The sequence below is a fragment of the Ureibacillus sp. GCM10028918 genome (assembly GCF_042666115.1).
Classification (GTDB): Bacteria; Bacillota; Bacilli; order Bacillales_A; family Planococcaceae; genus Ureibacillus.
This window is the reverse complement of the sequence record NZ_JBHTFK010000040.1, coordinates 119,892-132,825: the sequence shown is the minus strand read 5'-3', so window position 1 is coordinate 132,825 and position 12,934 is coordinate 119,892. Positions and strand designations below refer to the sequence as shown.

Annotated in this window: 8 protein-coding genes and 1 rRNA gene; 5 read left to right on the top strand and 4 right to left on the bottom strand. The window is 37.6% G+C overall.

Translation table 11 applies throughout. The annotated features are described in order from the left end of the window. Positions 1-125: 125 nt before the first annotated feature. A 5S ribosomal RNA gene (rrf, locus tag ACFQU5_RS19255) occupies positions 126-241 on the top strand. A gap of 440 nt (positions 242-681) precedes the next feature. Here rrf and ACFQU5_RS19250 read toward each other — a convergent pair. Beyond that, complete coding sequence (locus tag ACFQU5_RS19250) at positions 682-1,338, bottom strand: LytTR family DNA-binding domain-containing protein (RefSeq protein ID WP_390291678.1); 657 nt, start codon at positions 1,336-1,338, stop codon at positions 682-684. A gap of 237 nt (positions 1,339-1,575) precedes the next feature. On the opposite strand from ACFQU5_RS19250, the gene aceA reads away from it, so the two are divergent. The 3 genes from aceA to ACFQU5_RS19235 all read left to right on the top strand — a co-directional run bounded on the left by aceA (position 1,576) and on the right by ACFQU5_RS19235 (position 5,959). Beyond that, positions 1,576-2,859 (top strand): isocitrate lyase, encoded by a 1,284-nt coding sequence (gene aceA / locus ACFQU5_RS19245; protein ID WP_390291676.1) that lies wholly within the window; start codon positions 1,576-1,578, stop codon positions 2,857-2,859. A gap of 121 nt (positions 2,860-2,980) precedes the next feature. Next, positions 2,981-4,582 carry a malate synthase A gene (aceB, locus tag ACFQU5_RS19240; protein ID WP_390291674.1) on the top strand — a complete coding sequence of 534 codons (1,602 nt, stop codon included), beginning with the start codon at positions 2,981-2,983 and terminating at the stop codon, positions 4,580-4,582. A gap of 204 nt (positions 4,583-4,786) precedes the next feature. Next, complete coding sequence (locus ACFQU5_RS19235; RefSeq protein ID WP_390291672.1) at positions 4,787-5,959, top strand: pyridoxal-phosphate-dependent aminotransferase family protein; 1,173 nt, start codon at positions 4,787-4,789, stop codon at positions 5,957-5,959. A 44-nt stretch (positions 5,960-6,003) separates the two neighbouring features. On the opposite strand, the gene ACFQU5_RS19230 is transcribed toward ACFQU5_RS19235, so the two are convergent. The 3 genes from ACFQU5_RS19230 to ACFQU5_RS19220 are packed head-to-tail and all read right to left on the bottom strand — an operon-like array spanning position 6,004 to position 10,764. Beyond that, the gene (locus tag ACFQU5_RS19230) at positions 6,004-7,806 is read right to left on the bottom strand and encodes an ABC transporter substrate-binding protein (RefSeq protein ID WP_390291670.1); all 1,803 of its coding nucleotides are present in this window, start codon (positions 7,804-7,806) and stop codon (positions 6,004-6,006) included. 23 nt (positions 7,807-7,829) lie between these two features. Then, positions 7,830-9,326 carry an ABC transporter permease gene (locus ACFQU5_RS19225; RefSeq protein WP_390291668.1) on the bottom strand — a complete coding sequence of 499 codons (1,497 nt, stop codon included), beginning with the start codon at positions 9,324-9,326 and terminating at the stop codon, positions 7,830-7,832. A gap of 1 nt (position 9,327) precedes the next feature. Then, positions 9,328-10,764, bottom strand: coding sequence for an ABC transporter permease (locus ACFQU5_RS19220; RefSeq protein ID WP_390291666.1), 1,437 nt, complete (start codon positions 10,762-10,764; stop codon positions 9,328-9,330). A 152-nt stretch (positions 10,765-10,916) separates the two neighbouring features. On the opposite strand from ACFQU5_RS19220, the gene ACFQU5_RS19215 reads away from it, so the two are divergent. Further along, the gene (locus ACFQU5_RS19215; RefSeq protein ID WP_390291664.1) at positions 10,917-12,656 is read left to right on the top strand and encodes an ABC transporter ATP-binding protein; all 1,740 of its coding nucleotides are present in this window, start codon (positions 10,917-10,919) and stop codon (positions 12,654-12,656) included. Positions 12,657-12,934 lie beyond the last annotated feature (278 nt).

Below are 12,934 nucleotides of genomic sequence, written 5' to 3'. Positions count from 1 at the left end.
GTGGTGACACATGGAGCTGACGAATACTAATCGATCGAGGACTTAACCACAATAGATATAAATCTTGAACGCATTCAATGTCTTTATCCAGTTTTGAGAGAACAAACTTCTTTCAACTAAATAAGTCTAGTGATGATGGCAAAGAGGTCACACCCGTTCCCATACCGAACACGGAAGTTAAGCTCTTTAGCGCCAATGGTAGTTGGGGGCTTCCCCCTGTGAGAGTAGGACGTCGCTAGGCAAACAAAAACCGCTGAATATTCAGCGGTTTTTTTATTTACATAGAAAAGGCAAAACAATTGTACGTATTTTTAACTTACGGATAATCAATAAAATCCGAATGGTATTCTATCTGAATGAATGTTTTTAATTACACGTATTTTAAAATACAATCTCAGGTGAGAAACATGATAGAAAATAATCCCCCTGTATTCTCAATAAAATATCAAATTGACTATAATCTCAATCGTTCTTATTACATCAGGTATCCGGTATCTTACTATTTTTGTAACGGTATGTATTGCACCAAGAAATAATGGAAGCAACCAAACGGTGTTTCGAAGTTAATGGAAGCCTATAGGGCAGAAAGGAATGGCTATTTTCGGGTAATTAAACCTTCTCTTGTGATAACTAATAAAGATGTTCTCCCATGTAAGCAGAGAACATCTTTTTTTCATACTATTAAAACTCTAAATACTTTCTTAAATAATTAATATAGGACTGGCTAACTGGAAGCTCCGCGCCATTTTTTAATTCAACAACAAAATTAGTTGCTAGATCTTTTGTTATACATTTTATGAAATAGATATTGATTATATAAGATCGATGAATACGTATAAAATATTCGGGTAGCTTTAATTGGAGTTCCTTTAAAGTTACATTGGTTTTATATTGTTCATCATCAGCATAAAACCACGTGCGTTTTTGCAAACTTTCAATATGAGAGACCTTTTCAATAGGAATGGGTGTCCAATCTTCATCTTGCTTTCCGGTTAAAAACTTAAAAGATTCTTGTTTTTCTGGGACATAAGTCGAAGGTAGGACAATTACAAGTGCTGCTTCTTGTTGTTCGATAAGAATGGGATAACCAATTGCATAATAAGGTGTGCCGAAAATGAAATCATCCATAAGGATTTGAGTTTTTTTATGGGTCTTCAAAACCTGTGCAGCCACACTTTTTGGATGTACCTCTTCGCACAGTTTATGATGAATGTGAGTGATGCTTGGACTGTAATATATATAGTTACCCTTGAATGCAATAACAATTGAAGCATCCTTTGGAACCCAATCTTCTAAAATAATTTTAAATTGTTCTAGCCCCCTAAATTCCTCTTTCATTACTTGAGTATTCCCCATATCCAAATTTAGAGCCCCCTTTGTATTAAAACAACATTTAAATAGTTCATCTCTATATTTTACCATTTCATCCTAAAAATCTTATAATTCGTCAGAAAATAATGAAAAATAAAATAATCTGTTATATATTAATTTACAGCAAATACTTCTGTTATGGAACAGCAAATAAAATAATTTTTAACAGAGAGTATTTAAACAAAGGGGAAGGTGTGATTATTCATGACGACAAGAAATGAAAAAATCGAGGCCATTAAAAAAGATTGGGCAGAGAATCCACGATGGAAAGGTATCGAAAGAGCTTACACTGCTGAGGAGGTTGTAAAACTACAAGGTTCTGTAGTAGTAGAGCAAACTCTAGCTAAACGTGGTGCTCGTCGTCTATGGAAGTCTTTGCAAGAAGAAGATTTCATTAATGCATTGGGGGCATTAACGGGAAATCAAGCAGTACAACAAGTAAAGGCAGGTTTAAAGGCGATCTACTTATCGGGGTGGCAAGTAGCAGCTGATGCAAACCTAGCAGGTCAAATGTATCCTGACCAATCATTGTATCCGGCAAATTCGGTACCACAAGTTGTAAAACGCATCAATCAAGCATTACAGCGTGCTGATCAAATTGATCATGCAGAAGGGCGCAACGATGATTTTGATTGGTTTGCTCCAATTGTTGCTGATGCAGAAGCAGGATTTGGCGGACCATTAAACGTATTCGAATTAGTAAAAGGAATGGTTGAAGCGGGTGCTGCAGGTGTTCACTTAGAGGACCAATTAGCTTCTGAGAAAAAATGTGGTCATTTGGGTGGTAAAGTATTACTTCCAACACAAAATGCAGTTCGTAACTTAGTAGCAGCTCGTCTTGCTATGGACGTATTGGACGTAGATACAATTTTAATCGCTCGTACAGATGCAGATGCAGCTGATATGGTTACAAGTGATATCGATCCACGTGATGCCGAATTTATCACTGGTGAGCGTACACCAGAAGGATTCTTCCGAACAAAAGCAGGTATTAAACAAGCGATTTCACGTGGTTTAGCATATGCACCTTATGTAGATCTAATCTGGTGTGAAACATCTAACCCATCAATTGAAGAAGCACGTGAATTTGCTGAAGGAATTCATGCAAAATTCCCTGGTAAAATGTTAGCGTATAACTGCTCGCCTTCATTTAACTGGAAAGCTAAGCTGTCAGATAAAGAGATTGCCGAATTCCAACGTGAGATTGCAAAAATGGGCTATAAGTTCCAATTCGTAACTTTAGCTGGATTCCACTCGCTAAATAAATCAATGTTCGAACTTGCTGTTGACTATAAAGATAATGGTATGGCGGCATATTCTAAACTTCAACAAGCCGAGTTTGACTTGGAAGCGAAAGGCTATACAGCAACAAAACACCAACGTGAAGTTGGTACTGGTTACTTCGATGAAGTGGCTCAAGCAATTTCTGGTGGAACATCTTCTACTACAGCGATGGCTGGTTCTACAGAAACAGCTCAATTCGTGTAAGATTTTGAATAATTATGCCTTGGCTAAATCTATTAAATTGTTAAGATAAGAGGTTAATAATTGGGCGTTGTGGTCAAGGCAATTAATAAAGGGCAATTAAGATAAGGTGGGGATATGGAAAATGGAACAGGCTACATCACAAAAGCTTAAAATTGTAGGGGAACTATCAGAACAAGCACAAGAAATTTTGACGCCTGAAGCACTTGCCTTTATTGTTTCGCTACATGAGAAGTTTAACGAGAAACGTAAGGAACTACTAGGAAAACGTGAAGAGCGCCAAAAACGTCTTGATCAAGGAGAACAGCTTCATTTCTTACCTGAAACAGCACAAATCCGTAAAGGTGATTGGACAATTGCGCCACTTCCTCAGGATTTGCAAGACCGTCGAGTAGAAATCACAGGTCCTGCTGTTGATCGCAAAATGGTCATCAATGCATTGAATTCAGGTGCGAAAATATTTATGGCGTGTTTTGAAGACGCATCAACACCAACTTGGGAAAACATGATTGCAGGGCAGATTAATATGCGCGATTCTGTTTTCCGTACAATTACTTTAACGCAAGAGTCAAATGGAAAAACATATAAGTTAAATGATGAAACTGCCGTATTAATCGTTCGTCCAAGAGGATTACACCTGCTTGAGAAGAATGTATTAGTAGATGGCGAAGTCATGTCGGGGAGCTTCTTTGATTTTGGCTTGTACTTCTTCCACAATGCAAAAGAATTACTTGCTCGAAACACAGGGCCATATTTCTACCTGCCGAAGCTAGAAAGCCACTTGGAAGCACGACTATGGAATGATGTGTTTGTTTATGCACAAGATTATTTGGGCATCCCACAAGGTACAATTAAAGCTACTGTCCTCATTGAAACAATTGTGGCGGCATTTGAGATGGACGAAATTCTTTTCGAATTACGTGAACATTCTGCTGGTCTAAACTGCGGACGTTGGGATTATATCTTCAGCTTTATTAAACGTCTACGTAATCAACCAGATGTTGTATTGCCAGATCGTGGTCAAGTGACAATGACGGTTCCATTTATGAAAGCCTATACATCTTTATGTATTCAAACTTGCCATAAGCGGAATGCACCGGCAATGGGGGGGATGGCTGCCCAAATTCCCGTGAAAAATGATGAAGAAGCAAATAACATTGCCTTTGCAAAAGTGGCAGAAGATAAACTTCGAGAGGCTACAGACGGTCATGATGGTACGTGGGTTGCTCATCCAGGATTAGTACCAGTTGCAATGGAACAATTTGATGCCATTATGAAAACACCAAACCAAATTGATAAAAAACGCGAAGATGTAAAAGTTTCGGCAAGTGATTTAGTAGCTGTCCCAGAAGGTACAATTTCAGAAGAAGGTCTTCGCATCAATGCAAGCGTCGGGGTTCAATATATCGCATCGTGGCTACGTGGAAATGGTGCTGCACCAATTAATAACTTAATGGAAGATGCAGCAACGGCCGAGATTTCCCGTACTCAGGTTTGGCAATGGATTCGCCATGAAAAAGGCGTATTGGAAGATGGACGTAAAGTCACACTCGAGTTAACCTTAGCACTTTTAGAGAACGAACTTGCACAGATTAAGGATGCTGTTGGGGAACAAGCATTTAACATAGGTCGTTATGAAGAAGCGGCTGAGCTGTTTAAAACTTTAATCGAACAAGATGAATTTGTTGAATTTTTAACTTTACCAGGCTACGAAAAAATCAGCTAATTCGTATTAGAAATAAGTTGCCTCCAATCCACTATTTCTAATAGCTTCAAACAAGGGGATCATATAATTTTTGACATGGGGATGGGATGTCTTGCTAGCTGGGATGGGCTAGTAGGGCATTCTTTTAATTTTTAGAAGGAATTTATCATAGGTTAAAAGAATTGAATAAATAAGAAATTACATAGCAAAGGGGAATGTTGTATTATGAAAAATAAAGAATTGCTTTTAGTACCAGGACCTACACCTGTAGTAGATGAGGTTTATGAAGCATTAGCAAGTGAAACAAGAGGGCATACCGATCCGCGGTTTGCTGCCATATTCAAGGCAAGCATAAAGCAAACAAAACAATTACTGCAAACGGATGGGGAAGTCTTCATCGTAGCAGGATCAGGTACATTAGCAATGGAAATGGCGATCGTTAATACGGTTGGCAGAGGAGAAAAGATACTTGTTATTAGTCACGGCTATTTTGGTGATCGTTTTACACCGCTTGCCACTGCCTTCGGAATTGAAGTAGATGTATTACAAGCAGAATGGGGAAAGCAAGTAGATCCATTACTCGTTCAAGAAAAGTTAGCCAGCAATAATTATAAAGCTGTTACAATCACCCATGCTGATACATCAACAGGTGTTATCTCTGATTTAGAAGTACTCATACCAATTATTAAGCAAGCGGGTGCATTAGTTATTTTAGACGGAGTAGTGGCAACGGCAGCCCTAGATGAAAGTATGAGTAAAACTTATGGACATCCAGATTATAAAATTGATGTCGTGTTAACCGGTTCTCAAAAAGCAATTGGTATTCCGCCAGGGTTAGCAATTGTAGCGTTTAACCAAACGGCTCTTTCAGCACGGGAAGCCTTAGGTACAATCAGCGCTTATTATTGTGACATTAAAAATTGGATACCAATTATGCAAGACCCGTCTAAGTATTTCGCGACTCCTCCGGTGAACTTGATTTATGCCTATAATACAGCTTTAAATATAGTTTTAGAGGAAGGCATTGAACAGCGGGAAAAGCGTCACATAGCTTTTGGGCGTGGAATTCGTTCAGCTCTTCGCACGTTTGGCATGGAATCATTAGCAACTGAAGAGGTGGCGGCACCAACATTAAGCTGTATGCTATATCCGGACGGCGTGGATGACGTGTCATTCCGAACACTTCTTTCACATAAAGGCGTGATTGTAGCAGGAGCTTTAGCTCATCTAGCAGGCAATGCATTCCGTATTGGTCATATGGGCAATACAACGCGGGAAATGCTAGAAAATGCAATTCGTCATATAGGTGAAGTATTGCAAGAATTAGGATTAGAAGTAAATACAGAGGCTGCCCTGGCAGCATTTAGAGAACAATTATCACAAAGGGTTTCTCAGTAAAAAGAAAAAGCTCGAGTATGTCTTGGCATACTCGAGCTTTATTATTATTTACTTTCGCTATAAGCGTTCAAGAATTCAGTTACTTTTTTACTATCTGCCTCAAGTTTTAATCCAGTATCTATTAATGGAGTTACAGTTGAAACAGCAGGAAGTTTATTCCCTTGGTAATACGTAATAAATTCTTCTTGGTTAATAGAGTAAAGAACAGCTTTACGTAGATCAGCAGAGTCAGAAACTTCGCGACCTTTCGTATTGAATTGCAAGTAAGTTACACCATTACTGTCTGCTTCATTTAATGTTAGGTTCTCATCAGACTTTACGATATCAAGTTTAGTTTCAGGTACTGTTTGTAATACATGAACTTCACCATTACGTAATGCAGATAGGGCACTGTCGTTATCATCGATAAAGCGTACAGAAATGTTTGTAATTTTTGGCTCATACTCGCTGCCTACACGGTAAGCAGGGTTTTTCACAAATGTTGCTTCATAGTCATTTTTTTGTACCAAAATGTATGGACCGCTTGCAAATAATTGGTTGTTATAAGAGTTGCCTTCTGTCACGGTTGCTTGGTCACCGTAAGCGATATCTGTGTTTGGATCATAGTTTGCAACATCATACGTATTGATGCTTGTTACTTGTTTTTCAGAAACAATACCGCCAGATTGGTGAGCTAAGTAGTTTAATACTTGTGGGAATGGATTTGGTGTTGTAATTTTCACAACTTGGTATTTCCCTGCAGCATTATCAACTTGATCTTCTGATTCTACTACTTCAGTTACTGCTTGTGGTAATTCTTGTGATAACGCATCTAATACAGTTTCATCTGAACCAGAAACTTTAGCATTTTGTAATTCGGCTAAGTCTGTTACAACTTCTACCGTTTCAATGTTTTCATGGATACTATATGTGCGGTGATCTGGAACCGATTTCTCATCTTTTGCACGGTTTAAAGAGAAGACTACATCTTCTGCAGATACAAGTTCACCAGTATCAACTGCTGCACCGTTTTCTACTTTTGCAAAGTTAATGTCATCACGCAAGATGAAATAGTATTCAGAGTTACCTTCTGCCATTACATTGTTGTATGATAATGAACCGTCAGAAACCACTTGGTCATCTTCTGTTAGATTCACTAAACGAACATACATATTTGTATTTAATGTGTTGATCGAACCATCATTTCCTTTGATTGGATCAAGAGACGTTAATGATGAGATTGCTTGATGTAATACTAAAGTTTCGCTAGCATTTAGAGATTCATCATTAAATGAGATATTTTCCCAAACTTGTGCACGAGATTTTGGAAGAAGAACTGTTTCAGGATTTACCTTTGCTGAGTAAATACCTTGTGCTTTTTTAGAAATATAAAGTGGTGCAATATAAGCTTGGTCGAATACTAAAAGTTGTTCAAGTTCAGCATATGCTTCCTTCGCTTCATCACCAGTTAATGTACTTGCTTTGTCGATTAATTCATCTAATTTTGAATCGCTAACAACACTGTAGTCCCCACCAGTTTTAAATAAACCACGAACAGCATAGTCAGGGTTCCCTGTTACTGTTGTCCAGCTAGATAAAGCGATATCATAGTTCCCTGCATCTTTTTGAGCTGAGAATGAACCGTAATCAGGTTGAATATTTAATACAACCTCAAAACCGTTTTTTGTAAGTTGGTCGCGTAAAATATTTAAATCATTTTCATTTGCGGCTTGACCTAAAATTTCAATTGTTGGTTTTTCGCCAGAAGTTGACTCGGCATCCCCGCCGCCTTCAACATCTGATTTTTTTTGTACACAGCCTGCAAGAGCTAGGACCGCAACAAGTAATAGAGCTAGTAGCTTTTTCATAGTAATCCTCCTATGGATCGTTTTTAGTTTGTTTTAGGGTCAAAAGCATCTCGTAATCCGTCACCAAAGAAATTGAATGATAGCACGAGCAGCATAATGCATAACCCTGGGAAAATAGCTAAATATGAATGGGTTTCAAGATAAGTACTACCGATTTTTAAAATATTCCCCCATTCAGGAATATGCGGTTCAACGCCTAGTCCAAGAAAGCTTAAACTACTTGTCGAAATTACGGCACCACCGATTGTTAAAGTAGCTTTAACAATCATAGGGGCTAGTGAATTTGGTACGATATGTTTAAAAATAATCGAACTGTCAGAAGCACCCAATGCTCTGGCAGATTCTACAAATTCATAATTGGAAATCTGCATCACGGTAGCACGCATTGTACGAGCGTATGTAGGAATTGAACCTACGCTAAGTGCAATGATTAAATTGACGGTATTTGCACCGAATGCAGCAATGATGGCAATAGCCAGTAAAATACCTGGTATCGCATATAAAATGTCGAGCAGACGCATGATGATATTATCTGTCTTCTTCCCATAATAGCCTGATATGGCTCCTAGGGAACCACCGATAACTGCTGGAATAACCGTTGAAAAGAAGCCGACAATTAACGATATTTGAGCACCAAACACGATTCTTGAAAATAGATCTCGACCGAAGTCATCTGTTCCAAGTGGGTACTCCAGTGTAGGTGTTTGTAAAATAGCAGAATAATTATTTTGTGTTGCAAAGTCATAGTCGAATGTCCAAGGACTTATGACGGATAGTGAAAACATAAAAATGATAAAAAACATACCGAATACAGCCATTGAATTGCGAAGGATTTTACTCCACATTTTTTGCCACTTTTCTATAGAAGAAGCGTCTTTTCGACGAGCCTTTTTAATCAGACCAATCGCAAGTAGTAGAGAAAATAGATTACCAGTTAAGACAGGTATTAAAAGTATAATTCCGACTGGAAGCATCCATTTTGGTGCTGATGCGGATGTTACATACTTTGCAACAAGAATAATCATCACGGCAAAAATAATCGCAAGTACTATAAAAGCACCTATAGCGAGTAAATATGTGTCGATGACATAAGGTTTAAAAAGATTAAATGCCGAAATCCCGATGATGAAAAGTTGAGTTAAAAATGCGTAAGCAGCAAATGTATATTCAGGCGTTTTATTTTTTGAAACTAAGGAAAAGCCGTAGCTACTTGCGAAAATGTTGCCGACGAGTACTGTTAAAATCAATGGATATCCAAGAATTCGAGTACGCTTTTGAATCTCTCTTTCTTTCGCTAAATCTCTTTTTATAGATTTTGAGATGAACCAAACATAAAGTGTTGTTACTAAATAAATTACGAAGAATACTAGAACAATTGGTCGAACACTTTGGGTACTGAAGTTAAAACTATAAAGTAAAAATAACAATGAAAAAATGGCAGAAAAGGATAATGTAAAATGAGCATTTCCATATTCTTGTGTGATTTTCAGTAGAAGCTTTAAGTTTGATATGACTTTCACATTACCCCTCCTTTTTCATTTTTGAGCGAATACGCGGATCAAAGAATGCATACGTAATATCGATAATTAAGTTAACAATCGAAATCGTAATGGCAATATAAACAACTCCACCTAATATTGCGGGAATATCGGGTATAAACTGTTTATCCACGATATAGCTCCCAATTCCGCTAATGTTAAAGACTTTCTCTGTTACTGAAGCTCCGCCTAACATTCCGCCAAATAGAAGCCCAATGACAGTAATAATGGGAATCATTGCATTTCGAATCGCATGTTTGGAGATTACTTTTCTTTCATTTAATCCTTTTGCTTTTGCTGTAATAATATAATCCTCATTTATGACCTCAAGCATCGAAGAACGGGTCATCCTGGCAATAGAGGCACATAGAGACGTTCCAAGCACAACTACTGGTAATACGAGAGATAACCAGTTTTGTGGATTATACGTTGCAGGGAACCAATTAAGCTCAAGAGAAAAGGTTAATATAAAAATTAGACCCTGCCAAAAGCTAGGAATCGATAACCCGATTAAAGCCACAACCATAAATGTATAATCCATAAATGAATTTGGGCGTATAGCCGAAATAATCCCAACAGGAATCGCAATAATGATGGCCATTAATAACGAAAGAATGGCAATATTAAGGGTTACAGGGAACTTATTTGCAATACTTGCCATTATGTCTTCTTTCCCCGCAAAGGAAGTCCCCAGGTCAAAGGTAAATAGTCCAGATAGTGAATTCCACAATTGAGACAGATATGGTTGGTCTAACCCGTAAAGACGGTTAAAGTTTTCAATTTGTTCGGGTGTTGCTTCGATACCCAGTATATTTCGAGCCGGATCCAACGGTGAAATATATAGAATGGTAAAGACAAGTGTCGCTACTCCTAAAATAACGAATAGTGTTTGAAGTACACGTTCGAAAATAAATTGAACAAATGGATTACTATTTAAAAGTAATAACCCATACATCAAAATGCCGGGTATAGCTGAAATCATTAAAAAATTGCGACTCTTTAAAAGCTGTCTAAAGTAGTAATGATACGTATACTTCTCTAGACCTATGGAAGATACTCGTTTCTCTACTTCATTTTGAAGCTTCCTTTGAACAAGCAAATCTACATTTTTGTTCATTTGATCAGCTGTTACTGATTCATGGAAAAAACTTGATTTTGTTTGTTCTTGTTCTAAAAACTGTTGTCTCCAAATATCGAGTAGCCCGTTTGAAACGAATTCTTGTTCACAGTTATTGTAAGCATCAGCATACTGATTTTGACTTTTTCTAAAATAGAATAATAGAATTGTAACAATATGGATTGGTAGTCCGAGAATAAACAAAAGAACTCCGTAAATCCTACCTCTATTTGTTAATCTTTGATAAGTATAATCAAGCATTCCTGATGTTTTTATATTTTGAGTATTTATGCTTCGAGTCATCGGCAGCCTCCTTTCTTACAAAATGAACTTAAATATCTTCACCTTGAATTATTATCCTCCCTATATTAAACTATTCCTAGTGGTATAGTAAAGTATGGAAACGTTTATGTCAATATAACTAAGAAATTACTTTTTTATAAAGGAAGATACACATGAATAATACATTGTTAGAGGTGAAGGACCTTCAAGTTTCTTTCATAGGTGATGAGAAAGAATTTGAGGCAGTGAAAGGTATTAGCTTTCATGTTGAAAAGGGGGAGACTCTAGGGATTGTTGGAGAGTCTGGTAGTGGTAAAAGTGTAACTGCACGGTCCATCATGCGACTACTTCCATCTCCACCGAGCTTTTTAAAATCAGGCGAGATTAATTTCCAAGGGAAGAACTTAGTTGAGCAATCAGAAAAAGAAATGGAATCTGTGCGTGGCCAGCATATCAGCATGATTTTCCAGGATCCTATGACATCTTTAAATCCAACAATTCGCATCGGTGAGCAAATTGCAGAAAGCTTAAAGAAACACCAACAAGTCTCAAAAGATGAGGCATACAAGAAAACCGTCGAGTTGCTGGAACTAGTAGGGATACAAAATAGCAAAAAGCGTTATTCGCAATATCCCCATGAATTCTCTGGAGGAATGCGTCAACGAGCAATGATTGCGATGGCACTCGCATGTAATCCATCCCTCCTGATTGCAGATGAACCGACAACAGCCTTGGATGTAACCATACAAGCTCAGATCCTGACATTGATGAAAAAAATGCAAGAAAAATTAAACACATCCATCATTTTAATCACACATGATTTAGGTGTAGTAGCTGGAATGTGTGATCGCGTGATTGTCATGAAAGAGGGAGAAATTGTTGAAGAAGGTACAACAGAGGAAATATTCAACAATCCGAAACATGCCTATACAAAACGGCTGTTAAACGCATTACCAAAACTGCATGAAAAAAAGGAGCCGAAAAAAGCACCTTTATTAAGTGCAAATTTAGACTTATCTAAGCCACTCCTTGAAATTAAATCATTAAAAAAACATTTTGATTTAGGGCATGGTGATATTTTAAGGGCAGTAGATGACTTATCATTTGAAATTTATCCTGGGGAAACTCTCGGTCTAGTAGGAGAGTCTGGTTCTGGTAAATCTACAACTGGTCGTACCATTTTACAATTACATGAACCGACAGATGGAGATGTTCTCTATAAAGGGATACCTATTACACGTCTATCAAAGAATCAACTAAAAACTATGAGAAGGCATATGCAGATTATTTTCCAAGATCCATATTCTTCATTAAATCCACGCAAGAAAGTGTTGGATATTATCGGAGAAGCTTTGGATTTACATGGCCTTGCAAAAAATAAAGACGAGCGGAGAGCGCGTGTCGAGGAGCTACTGGAATTAGTAGGGCTAAACAAAGCTCATGCAAGTCGTTATCCGCATGAATTTTCCGGCGGGCAACGTCAACGTATTGGGATAGCACGTGCACTGGCAGTCGATCCTGAATTTATCGTCTGTGATGAGCCATTATCTGCACTGGATGTATCGATTCAAAAGCAAATCGTGGATCTATTAAAAGATTTGCAGCATCGACTTGGATTAACTTATTTATTTATCGCCCATGATTTATCAATGGTCAAACATATCAGTGACAGAGTAGCCGTTATGTATGGAGGTAAAATTGTAGAGCTTGCGGAAAGTGAGGAACTATACTCAAACCCTCAGCATCCATATACAAAAGCTCTTTTACAGTCCATCCCGATTCCAGATCCAGCAATCGAAAAGAAAAAGGAAAGAGTGCTGGACAAAGAATCTAATATAATCAAGTACAATGTTCAAAACACAGTACTAAAAGAAGTATCACCAGACCATTGGGTGGCAGTACCAGAAAATTAACCATAGAATCCCTTTGAACATTAGCGCATGATGTTCAAAGGGATTTGCTATTTATATTATAAAAGCTCCGTAGGGTTTGGTTATTTCATTGTGATAATCCAGAAAGTTTAATTACTTAAAAGACGCGAACCTGCCACGTAGTCCGCGTTCTGGAAGTCTAAGAAGTGAATACTATCATGAGCGGATCTTACACATAAGAGAATTTTATAAGATTTCTTTATAAGTAAAGAACAAAACGATTAAATACAGATGTAGGTTTATATTTCATTACATAATAA

Coding starts and splice junctions, on each gene's coding strand:
- ACFQU5_RS19250 (WP_390291678.1), bottom strand. CDS start 1,338: ATGAAAGAGGAATTTAGGGGGCTAGAACAATTTAAAATTATTTTAGAA.
- aceA (WP_390291676.1), top strand. CDS start 1,576: ATGACGACAAGAAATGAAAAAATCGAGGCCATTAAAAAAGATTGGGCA.
- aceB (WP_390291674.1), top strand. CDS start 2,981: ATGGAACAGGCTACATCACAAAAGCTTAAAATTGTAGGGGAACTATCA.
- ACFQU5_RS19235 (WP_390291672.1), top strand. CDS start 4,787: ATGAAAAATAAAGAATTGCTTTTAGTACCAGGACCTACACCTGTAGTA.
- ACFQU5_RS19230 (WP_390291670.1), bottom strand. CDS start 7,806: ATGAAAAAGCTACTAGCTCTATTACTTGTTGCGGTCCTAGCTCTTGCA.
- ACFQU5_RS19220 (WP_390291666.1), bottom strand. CDS start 10,764: ATGACTCGAAGCATAAATACTCAAAATATAAAAACATCAGGAATGCTT.
- ACFQU5_RS19215 (WP_390291664.1), top strand. CDS start 10,917: ATGAATAATACATTGTTAGAGGTGAAGGACCTTCAAGTTTCTTTCATA.